This is a genomic window from Limnobacter sp. CACIAM 66H1, from assembly GCF_001601825.1.
In the GTDB taxonomy this organism is placed as follows: Bacteria; Pseudomonadota; Gammaproteobacteria; order Burkholderiales; family Burkholderiaceae_B; genus Limnobacter.
Genome location: NZ_LUJK01000030.1, coordinates 23,374 through 40,295, shown reverse-complemented (window position 1 = coordinate 40,295; position 16,922 = coordinate 23,374). Strand labels below are relative to the sequence as shown.

At 54.1% G+C, this 16,922-nt stretch carries 18 protein-coding genes and 1 pseudogene; 4 read left to right on the top strand and 15 right to left on the bottom strand.

Annotated features, from left to right (window positions below):
* Window positions 1-741: pseudogene (locus tag A0129_RS10045) on the top strand (terpene utilization protein AtuA); the annotation flags it as partial.
* A gap of 140 nt (window positions 742-881) precedes the next feature.
* Window positions 882-1,643: a hypothetical protein gene (locus tag A0129_RS10040; protein ID WP_291714633.1), complete on the top strand. Its 762-nt coding sequence runs from the start codon at window positions 882-884 to the stop codon at window positions 1,641-1,643.
* 78 nt (window positions 1,644-1,721) lie between these two features.
* Here the strand turns inward: A0129_RS10040 and A0129_RS10035 are convergent, their stop codons facing one another.
* The 6 genes from A0129_RS10035 to A0129_RS10010 form a co-directional block, all read right to left on the bottom strand.
* The gene (locus A0129_RS10035) at window positions 1,722-2,099 is read right to left on the bottom strand and encodes a hypothetical protein (RefSeq protein ID WP_291714632.1); all 378 of its coding nucleotides are present in this window, start codon (window positions 2,097-2,099) and stop codon (window positions 1,722-1,724) included.
* Between the two features lie 231 nt (window positions 2,100-2,330).
* The gene (locus A0129_RS10030; RefSeq protein ID WP_291714630.1) at window positions 2,331-2,753 is read right to left on the bottom strand and encodes a GNAT family N-acetyltransferase; all 423 of its coding nucleotides are present in this window, start codon (window positions 2,751-2,753) and stop codon (window positions 2,331-2,333) included.
* 8 nt (window positions 2,754-2,761) lie between these two features.
* Window positions 2,762-2,974, bottom strand: a complete 213-nt coding sequence (locus A0129_RS10025) for a hypothetical protein (RefSeq protein WP_105028126.1) — start codon at window positions 2,972-2,974, stop codon at window positions 2,762-2,764.
* An 83-nt stretch (window positions 2,975-3,057) separates the two neighbouring features.
* Window positions 3,058-3,717, bottom strand: coding sequence for a carbonic anhydrase (locus tag A0129_RS10020; protein WP_105028125.1), 660 nt, complete (start codon window positions 3,715-3,717; stop codon window positions 3,058-3,060).
* Between the two features lie 125 nt (window positions 3,718-3,842).
* On the bottom strand, window positions 3,843-4,619 hold the full coding sequence (locus A0129_RS10015) for a hypothetical protein (RefSeq protein ID WP_105028124.1): 777 nt from the start codon (window positions 4,617-4,619) through the stop codon (window positions 3,843-3,845).
* Window positions 4,620-4,715: 96 nt separating this feature from the next.
* A complete protein-coding gene (locus A0129_RS10010) occupies window positions 4,716-5,225 on the bottom strand; it encodes a Spy/CpxP family protein refolding chaperone (RefSeq protein ID WP_291714628.1) in 510 nt (169 codons plus the stop codon).
* Window positions 5,226-5,362: 137 nt separating this feature from the next.
* Here A0129_RS10010 and A0129_RS10005 point away from each other — a divergent pair, with 137 nt between their 5' ends.
* Window positions 5,363-6,049: a response regulator transcription factor gene (locus tag A0129_RS10005; RefSeq protein WP_105028122.1), complete on the top strand. Its 687-nt coding sequence runs from the start codon at window positions 5,363-5,365 to the stop codon at window positions 6,047-6,049.
* Between the two features lie 14 nt (window positions 6,050-6,063).
* Entirely contained in the window at window positions 6,064-7,479 is a 1,416-nt protein-coding gene (locus tag A0129_RS10000) for an ATP-binding protein (RefSeq protein ID WP_291714626.1), read from the top strand.
* Here A0129_RS10000 and A0129_RS09995 read toward each other — a convergent pair.
* From A0129_RS09995 to A0129_RS09955, 9 genes are all read right to left on the bottom strand, one after another.
* Complete coding sequence (locus tag A0129_RS09995; RefSeq protein ID WP_105028120.1) at window positions 7,476-8,372, bottom strand: DUF429 domain-containing protein; 897 nt, start codon at window positions 8,370-8,372, stop codon at window positions 7,476-7,478. The two genes, A0129_RS10000 and A0129_RS09995, sit on opposite strands and share 4 nt — an antisense overlap.
* Window positions 8,369-10,117, bottom strand: a complete 1,749-nt coding sequence (locus A0129_RS09990) for an ATP-dependent DNA ligase (RefSeq protein WP_291714624.1) — start codon at window positions 10,115-10,117, stop codon at window positions 8,369-8,371. The genes A0129_RS09995 and A0129_RS09990 overlap by 4 nt, the downstream gene beginning before the upstream one ends.
* Complete coding sequence (locus A0129_RS09985) at window positions 10,114-11,124, bottom strand: ligase-associated DNA damage response exonuclease (RefSeq protein WP_291714622.1); 1,011 nt, start codon at window positions 11,122-11,124, stop codon at window positions 10,114-10,116. The genes A0129_RS09990 and A0129_RS09985 overlap by 4 nt, the downstream gene beginning before the upstream one ends.
* A 25-nt stretch (window positions 11,125-11,149) precedes the next feature.
* Complete coding sequence (locus tag A0129_RS09980; RefSeq protein WP_291714620.1) at window positions 11,150-12,502, bottom strand: phosphatidylserine/phosphatidylglycerophosphate/cardiolipin synthase family protein; 1,353 nt, start codon at window positions 12,500-12,502, stop codon at window positions 11,150-11,152.
* A complete protein-coding gene (locus tag A0129_RS09975) occupies window positions 12,493-13,287 on the bottom strand; it encodes an endonuclease/exonuclease/phosphatase family protein (protein ID WP_291714618.1) in 795 nt (264 codons plus the stop codon). Before A0129_RS09975 ends, A0129_RS09980 begins: the two co-directional genes overlap by 10 nt.
* A 204-nt stretch (window positions 13,288-13,491) precedes the next feature.
* Window positions 13,492-14,001: a dihydroneopterin triphosphate diphosphatase gene (nudB, locus tag A0129_RS09970; protein WP_291714616.1), complete on the bottom strand. Its 510-nt coding sequence runs from the start codon at window positions 13,999-14,001 to the stop codon at window positions 13,492-13,494.
* Window positions 14,002-14,021: 20 nt separating this feature from the next.
* Window positions 14,022-15,827, bottom strand: coding sequence for an aspartate--tRNA ligase (gene aspS, locus A0129_RS09965; RefSeq protein ID WP_291714614.1), 1,806 nt, complete (start codon window positions 15,825-15,827; stop codon window positions 14,022-14,024).
* Window positions 15,824-16,525: a DUF502 domain-containing protein gene (locus A0129_RS09960; protein WP_008249509.1), complete on the bottom strand. Its 702-nt coding sequence runs from the start codon at window positions 16,523-16,525 to the stop codon at window positions 15,824-15,826. Before A0129_RS09960 ends, aspS begins: the two co-directional genes overlap by 4 nt.
* Window positions 16,515-16,805, bottom strand: a complete 291-nt coding sequence (locus A0129_RS09955) for an FmdB family zinc ribbon protein (protein ID WP_105029784.1) — start codon at window positions 16,803-16,805, stop codon at window positions 16,515-16,517. The genes A0129_RS09960 and A0129_RS09955 overlap by 11 nt, the downstream gene beginning before the upstream one ends.
* Between the last annotated feature and the right edge of the window lie 117 nt (window positions 16,806-16,922).

The window sequence follows — 16,922 nt, the reverse complement described above, 5'->3', positions numbered from 1 at the left end:
CTGGAACGCACACGCGCCATGTTCAAGCGACAAGGTTTGGCAGACTACACCCGCACATCCATCGAAATCATTGGCAGTGAAACCGATTTGGGCCCACATGCACAGGTGCAGTTGGGTCACGAAGCCATGATGCGCATCGCAATTACGCACAGCGACAAAAAAGCTGCAGCAATTTTCTCTCGTGAAATTGCCCCGGCAGGCACCAGCTATGCGCCTGGGACCAGCGGCAACTTTGGCATGGGACGCCCCAATGTAACCCCCTTGGTAAAAATGTTCAGCTGCTTTGTGCCCAAACACATGCAAACCGCAGTGGTGAAGTTGGGCGGAGAAAGCATTGGATACCAAGAGCCAGAACATCCCAAACCCAGCGCCGATATCCCTCACAGTGCCGAAAAGTCATTGGACAACATCTCGATACCCGGTGAGTTGTTGGGCAAACCCTTGATTGAAATCGCGCATGGCCGAAGCGGTGACAAAGGGGATACCAGCAACGTCGGTATCGTGGCCAGAAAGCCTGAATATTGGCCATTGTTGCGGCATTTACTGCGCCCCGAGAACGTAAAAAACTACCTGGCGCACCTGGTAAAAGGTGAGGTTCACACTTTCGAGTTACCTCAAGTTCAAGCCTTTAATCTCGTTATGAAAGAAGCACTGGACGGCGGGGGAATGACCTCCATGAGAAATGATCCACTGGGCAAGGGCATGGCCCAAGTGCTGCTGAACATGAAAATTACCGAATAATCTTCACCTGTTTGAAGGGGTACACCACGTTGGGCGGACCCCCTAGCTAGTTATCTTTTTCCTACACGGTGTCTCCGTTAGTGAAAGTGTGAGGCGAGATCCAGAGAGCGCCTACTACACCCAACAAACAGGAGAACACCATGCAAGTTAAACAGATCGCAATCGTTGCAGCCATCGCTTCCTCTTTCGCAATGCCCATGACAGCCAAGGCTTCTGACATTGCCACCTTGAACGGCTGGGGCGCTTTGTTCGCCGCTGCGCACTCAGGCCAGCAGGCTTCTGCCCAAGGTCAGGCACAAGGTGAAATCAAGGTCAGCCTGTTCCAGCGCCAGCAACCACCTGCCGCGCAACCTGCACCAGAAGCCTCGCCAGAACCAACACCAGTGGCTGAACCAACCCCCACAAACGAACCTGCACCCACTGCTGAAGCCCCCGAAATGGAACAACCTGAAGCAGGTGATCAAACCGCTGCGGCAGATGATAGCGTGGGTGAATCTGCCGAAGCAGGTCAAGACAACGCTGGCCAGGCCATGGCGAGCGCCAACGCAAGCCTGAGCGCCACGGTGACCTTGAGCGGTGAGCAACTGGGCCAGGTGTTGAATACAGTCGATGGCGTTTACCAGACAGCAGGCACCGTGGTTGAAGGTGTCACCGGTGGTGTCTTGGGCACCGTGCAAAATGTGGCCAACATGACCTCCGGCGCAAATGTGGCTGCCGACATGGCCAGCACAGGTTCACTGGATATTGCAGGCTTGGCCACGGCCAACATGGCTGGTAATTTGAGCGCCACTGCCAGCATGATGAATGCCGGCCAGTTGGGTGCGATTACTGCGATGACCTCCAGCTTGATCCAGAATGTGATTGCTGCACGCCCAGCTTCACTGACAGGTTTGCTGCGTTAATCGCAAAAACTCAGCAACAAAAAACCCTTGCTGGCGGTTATCCAAACCAGCAAGGGTTTTTGCTTTGCGCAGCGAACATCAAGCGTGCTGCGACAAAAAGAAGGCCACTACTTTGTCAGAAAGCGTGTCCAGGTTATCGCCCCTCTTGGGTTTGTACCAAGTCACCATGAAGTTCATGGCACCCAACACCATCAAGCGTGCAAACTTGGTGTCACCACCCAGAAAACCGGCATTGTGCAAGCCGTTCACAGCATTTTGCCAAATGGCATCGTATTCATCTTTAGTGGCAATCAGCCTGCGCTGGTGCACCTCGTCCAGGCAACGCCAGTTGTATAGCATCACCGGAATGAAGTCGTTGCCGTCCTCGAGGATAATGCTGAGGTGTACTTTCACCAGGGCGCGAAACTGCGCGTCGGCTGGCAAGTTCGGTTTGACGACAGCACGGGTTTTTTTCAAGCCCCTGGCGCAAGCCTTCCTCAACCACCGCCACCAGAATGTCTTGCTTGCTGGCAAAGTGATAAAAGGGGCTGCCGCACTGCATACCAACCGCATTGGCAATCGCCCGCATGCTGGCTCCGTCATATCCCTTGTCGCGAAACAGCTTGGCAGCAGCGCGAATAATATCGCCACGCCGCCCGTCATCGTGTTTTTGTTCTTTCAATACTCTAGCCACAACCCAGTCCTTTTTTATGTTGTCAGGTCTCGCACCATCCACTGGTGGGGTATTCCCACCTCCATGTGGGAATCACCACACGGTGCAAATCCATGTCGACTGTAAAATTCCATCGCCTGCTGTTGCGCACTCAGGCGCACCTGCGGCAAACTTTTTTCTTTCGCCACCGCCAGCAAAGCCAGCAACATGGCACTACCGATTCCCTGGCTTCTGAATTCAGGGAGTACAGCCATTCGGCCAATTTTGCCTTCAGGCAACAACCTTGCCGTGCCCACGGGCTTGTCGCCTAACCAGGCAAGAACATGCGTAGAAACCGAGTCGTGTTCATCCCATTCTTCGGATTCATCAATGCCCTGCTCTTGAACAAAAACAGAACGGCGAATGGAACTGGCCCACTCGCCGTTGATCAACCAACTGGAACAGTCAATCCGAATCAACGAATCGATCAGCCCAATGCAGCAAATTCAGCGTCCACGGCTTCCAGCATTTCCTGGGTAATCAAACCACCGGAAAAATTGGCCACAACAGCCAATGGGAAACCTTTGCCCATGCCGATTTGCGGGTGTGTAGAAATGCCGGGCATGTGTTTTTCCAAAATTGCTGCGGTTTGGGGGTTGTCCAGCAAATCGCCCAGTTTGGATTGGGTTGAGAAAGCCATGTAAATCGTCTCCTAGAATTTTAAATGAACCCACAATTCAAACAAACGCTTGAATTATTTCCTCATTCTAGACCAAGAATCGATCAGCTGTAACGCTTTTTCAGTGCAGCCACTGCCTCGGTGTAAATCTTGTCGAGATCCTTGGGGTCCGAAATGGAAATTTGGAGGTTCCGTACAATGCCATCTTTCAGGCTATACAACCAGCCGTGAACCGTGAGGTCTTGTCCACGCTCCCACGCATCCTCAATCAAAGTGCTCTCGCACAGGTGTTTCACCTGTTCAATTACGTTTAACTCGCACAGTTGATCGTGGCATTTCTGTTCAAGGGCAGCATCGCAGGTTACCAGCCCATGCCTGCGTGCCAACTGATGAATTGGACGCACCCACGCGTCAGCCAAACCCACCCTGTCACCCCGCATCGCCATGCGCACGCCCGAGCAGCCATAATGACCACACACAATAATGTGTTTGACCTTTAAAAACTCAACAGCAAACTGCGTGGCCGATTGCCCATTCAAATCGCCATGAAACACCTGGTTGGCCACGTTGCGGTGTACAAAAACTTCACCGGGTAACAAATTGACAATGGTATTGGCGGGCACTCGGCTGTCAGAACAACCAATCCAGAAGTACTCCGGGGATTGCTGATTCTCGAGGCGTTTAAAAAATTCGGGGTCTTTGTCCACTTGAGCCGCAGCCCAGGTTCGGTTGGCATCTAGAAGGTGTGAAAGATCTTTGGACACGGTGCTCGCCTGTTGAAATCAAGACCCTTATTTTACTGCAGCGCAGCATGGTGTACCACTGGGGAGAGCCCGGGGTGACACTTTTGCGCCACCCCGCTCCATTGGCAGAAATTCCGGACCGGGTTTTACTCGACCTGCGACACGTAGCTGACCGACAGAACATCGTCGGGACTGGCCGTGCTGCGGCCTTTGGTGTAACCAAACTGCAGGGCTGAAGTGGTGTCCAGCGCATACACTGCTGAAATTGCCCGTTCCTTGCGCTTCTCAGTACCCGCAAGCAGCTCATCCCGCTGAGAGGTGGTCAGATTGACAAACAAAGAATCGCCCAATGGGAAATTCACGCCCACGGTGGCGTAGTTGCCATTGAGCAAGGGGAGCTCTGGGGTATCACCGTAGTACTGGCGACCCAGCACTGCGGTCAGTCCGAATCCATTGTTAAAGCGATAGGCCAGGTCAGTCTGAATGCCGTAGTCTGTCTTGCCTGTGCCAAGCCCCCGGTCTTCATTGCCAGTAGCAATTTTCACCAAGCCTGTTGCCGACATGGCAAAGCCCTTGGTTTGAATGCCGCCGATAATATCGGTAGTGTATGTGGCCACCATATCACCCAAGCCTTGCTCACTGCGACGAGCCGGGCCGTTGGTGCCCGCCACTGTACCCGCAACCAGGGTACCAGGACCTTCCAGTGAAATGTAGGGCACAAACAGGGAAGCACGATACCCCTCGCCTACCAGGGTTGCACCCAGGGTGAAGGATCGGGCCTTGATTTCCTGTGGTTGACCAAACTTGCCCGACAAACTGTCGAAGCTGTAGGTCATGAGCAAGCCCGGAGGGGCTGCAATTGCTGTGGTGCCGGCTGCTGTCAAAGTGCAGGCCAATGCGAGTCGAATAAAAGATTGCCCCATTAACTGTCTCCTTTTTTTGAAACAGTATAGGGGCAAAAGCACAGCTGCTGGAATACTTCAAAAGGTGGTTGGGAAAGTACCTACAAAATTCAGGTATTACATGGCATTACTTGCACTCTCCGCCTTGCGTTTGTTGTAGCGCTCCTTCATTTTCTCTTTCCATTCGGCACGAATTACTTTCGCCTTCTCGCGCTGTTCGGGTGTCAGTACTTTGTAGATCTCGTGCTGGGTACGCAGCATGCTCAATTTGGTGGCACGTTCCTGTTCCTGTTGCTGGGCAATCAGTCGCTCCGCTTTGGCGGCATCGAATGTGTCTTGCTCAACAATCGACTTCATTTCTTCGCGGTGTGCGCGGCGATCACTCATGGCTGCTTTCATTTCGGTCCTTTGCTTGTCCATAATCTGTTTCACCTGCGCCTGCTGAGCCTCGGTCAAATCAAGCTGCTTCAACATGCCCATGCCACCATGCTTGTGGTGGTGACGCATTTCCGAATGCTGCTTTTTGCCACCTTCCTCGTGATGACCTGCGTACGCACTCATGGGAATCGCCATGGCCATCGCGGTGACAGCAATCATTTTCTGGATGGTCAGTCTGGATACATTCATTTGTCTACTCCTTGTGTAATGGACAACTGCATTGTGCAAAACCGGCTTGTAAACGAGGATGTAGGCTGTGTAAAGATGGGTAAAAGCGATTGCAAACAATTGCGCATCTACCCAGGCTGCCGAGTAATATTGAAGCCATGACGAAAATACTTCATATCGACGACGACATTGAACTGGGCGAAATGCTGTGCGAGTACCTGCGCGGTGAAGGCTTTGAAGCAGAGCATTGTGCCAACCCAATCGAGGGTTTGAAAAAACTGGCGGACGATCAATACCAGCTGGTGGTGCTCGATGTCATGATGCCGCAGCAAAGTGGGCTTGAAACCCTGAAACAGATTCGGCTGAAGTACAACACCCCAGTGTTGATGCTGACTGCACGGGGCGACAACATTGACCGCATTGTGGGGTTAGAGTTGGGTGCCGACGACTACGTGCCCAAACCTTGCCTGCCCCGTGAAATTGTGGCCCGTGTCCGTGCAATTTTGCGGCGCGCCAATGATTCCAACAACGCACCGAAGCAAGCACTTCAGTTGGGCCCACTGGAGGTGCAGCCCGCCAAACGCAAGGTGCTGTTAAACGGCAACGAGGTAGAACTGACAAGCGCCGAGTTCAACTTGCTGGAGGTTTTGGCCAGCCATGCAGGCCAGGTGGTCAGCAAGGCGGTGCTGAGCGAACAGGGTCTGGGGCGCCCGCTGGAGCGGTTTGACCGCAGCATTGATGTGCACTTGAGCAGCCTGCGCAACAAACTGAATCTGAACGATGAGCGCCTACCCTTGACCTTGCACACCATTCGCGGGCAGGGCTATCAGCTCAGTCTCGATTAGCCAGGGCTACATTCATGGGCAAGTTGTTCTGGAAATTCTTCTTTGGTTTTTGGTTGTGCCTGATCGCTGCGGCTGTGGCCACCGGGACCGCGTTGTACCTGATGCGAGAAAAACCCGCCAGCAGCGACATTGCTGAAGGTCCACGTGCCCAATTCATGCTTGAAACCATTCAGGAAGTACTTGAAGGCAAAGGGCCAAATGCCTTGCGTGACCTGTTGGACCGTAACCGCCAGCGAACTGGCAACGCCATACCGGTGTTTGCGGTGTCAAGCGAAGGCCAGGAGATATTAAGCCGTGAGGTGCCTGAGAATATTCAGCAACGGATTACTGCCTTGTTCAACAACAATGAGCCAACCGAGCAGGGTATCTTGAGAGTCACCGCGCAAGATCAGTCGCAATGGATTCTTTTCATTCCACGCAATCGTCGCCATCCAGAACCATCAAATACGGTCAATCCCAACACTGGAGAACCTGAACAAACTCACAGTGAAAAGCGCAAGCAACGCGAAGCGCTCGAGCCGCCACTTCCACCCATCCCCGGCGCAGGTTTGTTTGCCGCGTTTTTGGCCAGTCTGTTATTTGCAGGGGTATTGGCTTATACATTCAGCAGGCCGTTGAACACTTTGAAAAATGCGTTCAGGGAAGCGGGCAAGGGTCGATTGGGTGTGCGTATTTCAAACGGCCACAAAACCGGCAAAAAACGCAGCGATGAAATTGGGGAATTACTCAGTGGTTTTGACCACATGGCTGAGGAAATTGAAACCCGCATTGAACAACAGAAAGCCCTGCTGCATGATGTGTCGCATGAACTTCGCTCTCCATTGGCACGCCTGAATCTGGCCGTAGGCCTCGCCCGCCAAAACCCGTCCCAGCTGGATACCAGCTTGAGCCGCATTGAAACCGAGGCAGAAAGACTGGACAACCTGATCGGACAACTGCTGAATCTGTCCCGACTCGACTCCAGGCAAAACCCGGAAAGCAACCGCGAACACAATGTGATTGAATTGCTGTTGGCCGTGGTGGATGACGCACAATTTGAGGCAGAACAACAGAACAAACAAGTGGTGTTCAACAGCCGGGTAAAACGATGGAGTTTGAATTGCGATGCCGAAAGCCTGCAAGGCGCATTCGACAATATCATTCGCAATGCGATCAAGCACACACCTGCCAACACAACCGTGAGCATCGATTGTTCGCTTCAGGAGAAACAGTTGCGCATTGAAATCAAGGATCAAGGGCCGGGCGTGCCCGCCGCGCTGCTGCCCAAACTGTTCACTCCATTTTTCAAGCATGGAGAACACTCAGGCCATGGTCTGGGTTTGGCAATCGCCAAGAAGTCGATTCAGCGTGTGAATGGGGTGCTTGACGCACGAAACTGCGCGCCAAACGGTTTGCTGGTGTGCATTGAATTGCCGGGCAAGGGCACTTAGGGCGTCACACCCGCGATCCAGCCTTCCACAGGGTCAATCAGCTTGGGCAAACCGAAATTGGAATCAGCACGTTTTGCAGCCCACCCAGCGACCAAGCAACACAACACTGCATCCAGGTGATCGGCTTTGACATCGTCAAGCAACTTCGCACGCAAATAAGGCCGCACTTGCACCTTGATGCCAAACAACATGCCCTCCTCCAGGGCACACAACAACTCGGAACGGGCCATTCGGCGATCCGCAGTGTCTTTTTTCGGGTCGTCGCTTTTGTAACTGGCCCGGTTCAACACCTTGCGAGCCAGGTAGCCGGGGTAGGCCTCCAGGGCCACGCGGGTAGGGTCACCACGTTGCATGCCTGGGATATGAACGCCTGATTTCATCAACAACGGTGCACCCGCATGCAGCATATAGGCCACCGGCGGGTTCACCCACTTCATCGAAGGCGAGGAGCCCGCAGGGCCATCGCACTCACGGTGCGCAAACTTGTGCCCGGCAGGCCTTGCATCACACCAGGCTTTGAAGGTGGCGCGAATTTGCTCACGGCTTAGCGCACTGTAGTAACTGATCAGATTTTCCCAGGCCTTGAAGTCGGTACGCCCGGCACCTGGCCACTTCAAGCCTTCGACCAGTTTGCGCGACAAACCAAACGGCATGTCAATCGCCGCCACAAACCCCAACTGTTCCAAAGGCCCTGCTGCGCGCTCGAATTTTCCAAACGCCTGCGGCCCTTCTTTCAACAGGGTTTCAAACTCGCCCAGCGTGGTCAGCGACATCAGTTCATCAACCGCCAGCACTGTGCCTTGCCAGTGGCCCACAGCCACAGCAATCGGCTTTTTCTTGGTGGGGCTGCTGGAAAAATCAATGCCGAGCAAGCGACTGTTCTCAGGATTCAAACTGCATTCTCCGGGGGCAACAAAGCTTCGAGCACGGCAAGGTGATCGGCTTCATGCAAAGGTTTATCGTGGCGAATGCGCAGCATACGTGGAAAACGAACGGCCACCCCACTTTTATGACGAGTGGAGCGGGAAATTGCTTCGAATCCAAGTTCGAAAACCAGCACTGGTACCACAGTGCGAACCGGCCCAAACTTGTCAACAGTGTGTTTGCGAATGACTCGATCCACTTCCTTGAATTCTTCATCGGTCAGGCCAGAGTAAGCCTTGGCAAATGGCACCAAACGGGGCAAACCACGGGCCACGGTGTCTTCCACTTTCTCACCGTTCGCAATTGCCTGTGCCACCTCTTGCGCTTGCGCCTCAGAAGCGGGTGGTGTTTCCCACACGGCAAAGGTGTAATCGGTGTACAGGCTTGCGCGGCGGCCATGGCCCCGCTGGGCATACACCAACACGCAATCCACGGTCATTGGATCAATTTTCCATTTCCACCACAAGCCATCGGCTTTGGTACGCCCAACTCCGTATTTGGACTCCAGGTGCTTCAGCATGAAACCCTCCACACCTCGCCCACGGCTTTCTTCGCGCAACAGCTTCAATGCATCCCAGTGGGGCGCTTTCACACTTTGCGACAACAACAAACGCGGCATGGCATTCACGGCACTTTGTTCATGGTGTGAAGCATAAAATTTCTCCAGTGCAGTTCGGCGCTCACGCTGAGGAAGGTTTACCAGGTTGCCACCATGAAGCCGAAGCAGGTCGTAAGCCAAAAAAACAACCGGCGCATCAGCCATTAATTTTTTGCTAACCACTTTGCGATTCAAACGCCCTTGCAAAGCATTGAAACCCGCCGGCGCATCGCCTTGCCACACCAAAATTTCACCGTCCAGAATGCTGCCCTCGGGCCAATCTGAAAACGCGGCCTGCAACTCGGGAAATTGTTCACTGACCAACTCTTCACCGCGCGACCACACCCACACCTGCCCACCCTCTTTCACCACCTGAGCGCGAATGCCGTCGTACTTCCATTCAACCAGCCAATCATCAAGTGGGCCCAACTCTTCAGGCTCCTCTTGCAAGGGATGGGCCAGAAAAAACGGCAAGGGCTGACCCAAACGGCCGGGGTCTTGCCCTGTGCTGCTGTTTTCGGGCACAGCCAACAATGCGCTGAACTGCTCTGCTGTGGGTTGGTTGCTTGCATCGGCAAACCCCATCATGCGAGTGGCCACCAGTTTGGCATCCAGCCCAACCAGTTCAGCCAAGGCACGGATCACCAACAGCTTGGACACCCCCACTCGAAATCCGCCGCCCACCAGTTTCACAAACAGAAATCGCTCCGTGGCGGTCAGTTCATTCCAGCAAGTTTGCACAGCCGCAATGCGATCTTCGTCGGGCAGATTGCGCAGGGGCAGAATTCGGTGTTGCATCCACCAGGCCAAGCCTTCCGACTGGCTGGGCACTGTAGAGGAGGTCGGCAATACATGCGCGATTGTCTCTGCCAAATCGCCCACCGCCTGATAACTTTCCTCAAACAACCAATCGGGCAAGCCACTCACTTGCAGGGCTACCTCGCGCAGTGTGCGCGTGGGCACAGTGCGCTTGGGCTTGCCGCCGGACAAGAAGTACACTGCCCAAGCAGCGTCCTCAGCGGGCGCATGTTCAAAGTAATGCTTTAAGGCCTGCACCTTGTGCAAAGTTGAGGTAGAGCCATCCAGTTCAGCGAACAATTCTGCAAACTGCTTCATGCTGCGGGCTCCTGTTCGCCTTCTCCTTCGCCGCCATACTCAGTCACGAAGGCACGTGCATTCAATCCCTGCTCTTGCAGCCAGCGCACCATCACCTGAACATAGCCGTGAGTCACGATCACCTGTTCTGCACCAGTAGCCCCGATGGCACGCATCAGCCCGGGCCAGTCTGCATGGTCAGACATCACAAAACCCCGGTCTACATTGCTGCGTCTGCGACCGCCACGCAACTGCATCCAGCCCGAGGCAAACGCATCGGAGTACGCATTGCCAAATCGCTTCATCCAGGCTGCGCCTTGGGCAGCAGGCGGTGCAATGGCAAGGCAGGTTTTGTAAGTGGATTTATCGAGCACCTCGCTCACGGTCAACGTTTCTGGCAACTTCACACCCGCATCGCGATAGGCCTTGTTCAGGCCTTCGCAAGCACTGTGGCACACAATCGGGCCAATGCTTGAATCGACACCTGCCAGTATTCGTTGTGCCTTGCCAAATGAATAGCCGTACAACACGCTGGCTTTACCTTGTGCTGCATTGGCAGCCCACCAGGCATTGATCTCGGCGTAAATTTCAGCATCGCTGCGCCAGCGGTAAATGGGCAAACCAAAGGTAGACTCTGTAATGAAGGTGTGGCACTTCACCGGTTCGAATGCATCGCAAGTTAAATCGGGAGCCACCTTGTAATCACCGCTGGCCACCCACACCTGGCCTTGATACTCCAGCCGAATTTGACAAGACCCCAACACATGACCCGCCGGGTGCAGAGAAATTTTCACGCCGTTGTGAACGGTGCTTGCACCGTAGGGCAAGGTGTCGAGGGAAATATTTCCCAAACGCGTGCGTAGCACGCCCTCACCGGGCGCAGCACACAGGTAATGGTTGTGGCCAACACGGGCATGGTCAGCATGCGCATGGGTAATGATTGCGCGGTCTACCTTGCGCCACGGGTCGATGTAAAAATCGCCCGGCGGACAATACAAACCTTCGGGACGACTTACCACCAAATCCATGCCGCACAACCTTCAAGAACAAGTACTAATACCGGCTGCCAAAACCACCCAAAAAAACAGCCAGAAGCATTAATTTATAACACAGCCAACTGAACACCCTTTCTTTCAAAGGTCGCTGTGCGTGTTCATGGGCTTGAATTTCGCGGCTGTCTTTCTGAATGGATTTTTGTAGCTCTTCGCGCAGCGCACTCGCAAACTCGCGGTTATACACAATCACATTCGCTTCACGAGCAAACAGGCAACTCAAGGGGTCCAGGTTGGACGAACCCACAGTGGCCCAATTGGAATCCACCACCGCCACTTTGGCATGCAAAAAACTGGGCAAGTATTCATAAATATCAACGCCGGCCGCCAACAAACTGGAATACAAACTTTGCGTGGCGTAATGCTGAAAGCGATACTCCACCCGACCTTGCAACAACAGTTGAACATGCACGCCGCGCGCACGCGCAGCCAACAAGGCTTTGCGTATTTTTCGACCAGGCAGAAAATAAGCATTGCTCAGGATGACCGTGCACTGCGCGTTTCCAATGGCCTGCACATAGGCGCGCTCAATTCGCCTGCGCAAGCGAAAATTATCGCGTACCGCCAATTGTGCTTTCACCTTGCCGGCCTGTTTGGGTTTGGGCATTGCGCGCTGGCGGGCCATGGCCTCTTGCAACTGTTCAACCCTTTCCTTCCACCAAGCCGAACTAAAAGTATCAGTCACCCGGCCACCCGGGCCAATTTGCAGCCACAGCCACTCCATGTTGTGCCACACATCTTGCACCACTGGGCCCTTCAACTGCACCGCGAAGTCGTATCGGGGCCCAAGCGATTGTTGATCAAGCAAATCAGTATTCACCGTCATGGCTTGCTCGCGCATTCCACCTGAAGCGCCCCAAATCGGCTCCCTTTTCCGTCGCGCTCGCTCGGTTGCCTTCAGCAACTCATCGCGTTCTCCCTCGTGATTCCAGTCATCAATCAGGTTAATGCCACCCACAAAAGCAATGTCGTGATCGACGGCAATGATTTTCCGGTGCATGCGGCGAAGCCGTTTCGGGTTCAGCTTGAACAACACCCCCTCAGGTCGAAACACCCGAACATGCACGCCATGTTGCTGCAACGCAGGCAGCCAGGTCCGCACACCCTCTTGTCCACCAAAACCATCCAGCACCAGGCGCACTTCAACACCGCGTGCTGCAGCCCGGCACATCGCCTCACAAAATGCTTGGCCAATTGGGTCGTTTGCAAAAATATAAGTTTCAATGCGCACGGCATGCCGGGCCTGCTCAATGGCGTCCAACGCTCGGGGAAACAGTTGCTCGCCACCCACCAGCAACTCCACGGCATTGCCTTCCCGCTCGGGTGCCGCAGCAGGCAACAGGTTTAAGACCATGCGCACTCCAGATCGACCACGAATGGCGCATGGTCAGACAACTTGGCCCAAGCAGGCCCGTGAAGCACCGTGGCCTCATGAACCTTAAAACCACGGGCAAATACGCGGTCAAGCCCCAGTACGGGAAACCGGCTCGGGAAACTACCCACACGGGCCAGGCGATTTTTTTTGTCCAGTGGCATGACTTCGTCGGCTTGCAAGCCCTGCTGCAAAATTGGCCCCAGGCGGCGCTGCCAGTCGTTGAAATCGCCCGCAACCACCAAGGGCATGCCAGCAGGCACATGCGTCCCCACATGCTCAATCAGTTTGCTGGCTTGCCGTACACGGCTGCGATACAGCAAACCAAAATGAGCCACCATGGCATGAATGGGGCCTGCTGGAGTCTTTACGCAGCAATGCAGCAAACCTCGTTGCTCTAGCCTGTGATCCGATACGTCCTGATTCAGCATCCACTCAATTTCATATCGCGACAACAAGGCGTTGCCATGGTGCCCGTGCGAATACACCGCATTCATGCCATAGGCTGTGAAGTATTGTTGGCTGGCATGACCCAACAGGTCATCAATCGCGGAAGGTGACTGGGCCAGAAACTCGTGCTGCCCACCCTCGGGCCAATGTTCAAACTTGCCGGCATGGCGGTCGTGTCTACCTTGCACCTCCTGCAGAAACACCAGGTCTGCATTCATGGCGTGAATTTGTTCGCGCAGGGCATGAATCGTCAAAGCGGGCTTGCGCAGGCCCATCACCCCTTTGTGAATGTTGTAGGTCGCAATTCGAAGTCGCATTACATGCAATACCTAGAAAATAGATCGGTAAATTACCAAGTCAATTCAAGTCATGTCACAAACACTGGGTATTGCTCCCCAATTAGGGTTACCCCTATACTCAAATCGTAAATATTGAACCTTCTAAAGCAGTTTAAAACCGTTTCCAGCAGCAGCTATATACCGTATATGAAAAAAGGGGCCCATTGCGGCCCCTTTGTATTTTCAAGCCAGCCCAGCCTGAAGCTTTAAGTTCAAATCAAGAATGGCTTGTGCATTGTTGGGTGAAAAACAGCGGTCCGCTGCCTCCTGTGCACTTAACCAGGCATATCCGACATGTTCATTGGCAGCCAGCTGGGGAACAAACTCTGCAGGCACACAAACCAGGAACCAGTGCTCCGTATTGTGGGTAACGCCTTGCGGGTAGCGATGACGCCAATGTTCGAATATTTCATACTGCAAACTGTGTGGCCACGGCCTGAGTATGCCGGGTTGCAACAATTCATCAGGTTTGGCATCCAGCACAGTGGGTAACTGCACAGGCGTGGCCGCAAAACCGGTTTCCTCGGCCAGCTCACGCACAGCCGCATGCAAGGGCAATTCATCCGGAAGATCAAGGCTACCGGTCACTGATTGCCAGTAACCGGCTTTGTCAGCCCGTTCTATCAGTAAAAAATCCCCGGCCGGGCTGACCATCACGACCAGCACCGACACAGGGATTTTATGACCGCTCAAAACTGCGCCGCCTACGGTGGTCAAGCGACGTTTTTGGGTTCGGTCTGCCGCAAACGAATATGCAACTCACGCAACTGCTTTTCGTCCACTGGGCTTGGAGCCTGGGTCAACAGGCACTGCGCACGCTGTGTTTTCGGGAAAGCGATTACATCTCGAATGCTCTCTGCACCACTCATCATGGTCACGATCCGATCCAGACCAAAGGCCAAACCACCATGGGGTGGCGCACCGTATTGCAGGGCATCCAGCAGGAAACCAAACTTGGCTGCAGCTTCTTCTTCAGAAATATTCAGCGCACGGAACACCTTGCTCTGAACCTTTTCCTTGTGAATACGGACCGAACCACCGCCCAATTCCCAACCGTTCAGCACCATGTCATAGGCTTTTGCCAGACACTTGCCGGGATCGGTGGTCAGGTAATCTTCATGGCCGTCTTTGGGGCTCGTGAAGGGGTGGTGGCAGGCCACCCAGCGACCAGCTTCTTCGTCCAGTTCAAACATGGGGAAGTCGATCACCCACAATGGCTCCCACTTGCCCTGCACCAAACCGGCTTTCTGACCAAATTCGCTATGGCCAATCTTCAGGCGAAGTGCACCCATGGCGTCGTTCACCACCTTGGCCTTGTCAGCACCAAAGAACAGAATGTCGCCATCAGCCGCGCCACTGCGCTTGAGCAGTTCATTCAGGGCTGTGTCGTGAATATTTTTCACGATGGGCGACTGCAAACCATCACGCCCCTTGGCCAGCTCATTGACCTTGATCCAGGCCAGACCTTTGGCGCCGTAAATGCCCACAAACTTGGTGTAGTTGTCAATTTCCGAACGCGGAATCTCGGCACCACCAGGCACACGCAGCGCCACAACACGGCCATTGTCCATGTTGGCTGGGCCGGAGAACACCTTGAAATCCACATCCTTCATGATGTCGGTGAGTTCAGTGAACTCCATCTTCACGCGCAGGTCGGGCTTGTCTGAACCAAAACGCGCCATGGCCTCGCTGTAGGGCATCACGGGGAAGGGGTTTTGCAATTCCACATCCATGGTTTGCTTGAACACCTTGCGGATCATGTCCTCGAACAGGTCACGAATTTCCTGCTCAGTCAAAAAGGAAGTTTCAATATCTACCTGGGTAAATTCAGGCTGACGATCGGCGCGCAGGTCTTCGTCGCGGAAACACTTGGTGATTTGGTAATAACGATCATAACCAGCCACCATCAGCATTTGTTTGAACAGCTGGGGCGATTGCGGCAAGGCAAAAAACTCGCCCGCATGCACCCGGGAGGGCACCAGGTAATCGCGCGCGCCTTCGGGCGTGCTCTTGGTCAGCATGGGCGTTTCAATGTCCACAAAACCCTGCGCATCCAAGTGGTTACGAATCGCCATTGCGACTTTGTAACGCAGCATCAGGTTCTTCTGCATTTGCGGACGGCGCAGATCGAGTACCCGGTGGGTCAAGCGCGTGGTCTCGGACAGGTTCTCATCATCCAGCTGGAAAGGGGGCGTGACTGAAGCATTCAGAATCTCGAGACCCTTGCACAACACCTCCACTGCACCGCTTTTCAGATTGCTGTTCTCGGTGCCCGACGGGCGAGCACGCACCAGGCCTTCCACACGCACACAAAACTCGTTGCGCAATGTTTCTGCCGTGGCAAACACGTCGGCCAGGTCGGGGTCGCACACCACCTGCACCAAACCTTCGCGGTCTCGAAGGTCGATAAAAATAACACCACCGTGGTCACGGCGACGTTGTACCCAGCCGCACAGGGCAATGGTTTGGCCCAAGTAGGCCTGTGACACATTGCCACAATAGTCAGTACGCATTTTCATGAATGTAAGTCTTGTTTAATGGGTTGATCCAACACGTCATCAGAAGGTGTTACCACCCCCAAAGACACAATGTACTTCAAGGCCTCGTCCACCGACAAACCGGACGGACGCAATAATTTCTCTGGAACCATGATCACGTATCCCGAGGCTGGGCTGGGTGAGGTGGGCACATAAACGGACACCAGCGGCCCTTGATCATTCAGGTTCTCCAGCAGGCTGGGCGGCGGTGTGCCGGTCACAAAACCCAAGGCCCACACCCCGGGGTGTGGATAGGGCACCAACACCGAACGTGTGAATGCTTTGCCAGACGAGCTTAACAGCGTATCGGACACCTGCTTGACGCTGTTGTACACAATTTTGAACAGGGGAATGCGCGACAGCACCCAGTCCCCTGCCTTGAACAACCATGCACCAAAGTAATTGGCTGCCAACACCCCTGTGCCCAACAGCACGGCAAGCGTCAAAATAACACCCAGCCCGGGAATATGCACACCCAGCCACACCCGGGGGTGCAAAGCATCGGGCAGCAACATCAGGGTTTGGTCCATCAAACCCACCACCAAGGCCAACACCCACAAGGTGATGCCCAAAGGCACCCAGATCAACAAACCCGTCAGCAGGTATTTCTTGATGATGTCCGAGTTCAATACCCGTTCAGGCAACTTGGCCGATGACTTGGCTGTGGATTTAGCTGGCATCGGCACTCGGCGCAGTGGTTGAGGGTGAGGGTGCGCTGGTCGACGCCGCTGAGGCACCGGACGCCGCCGTTGAGCCCGTCACCGACGACGCTCCACTGCCGCCCCGGAAATCAGTGACATACCAACCCGAGCCTTTTAATTGAAAGCCTGCCGCAGTCACCTGCTTTGCAAAACTGGCCTGCCCACAACTTGGACACTGGGTCAAAGGGGCATCGCTCAGTTTTTGCAACACGTCTTTTTCGAAGCCACACGCTTCACAGCGATACGCATAAATTGGCATTTCCGCTACACCTGCAAATACAAACGAAAAACTCCTCATTATAAGATGGAAGGCTGTAGAACTCCAACATCCTGAATTTCAAAGACAAAAAAAGAGCGCTTTCCTTTCGAAAAGCGC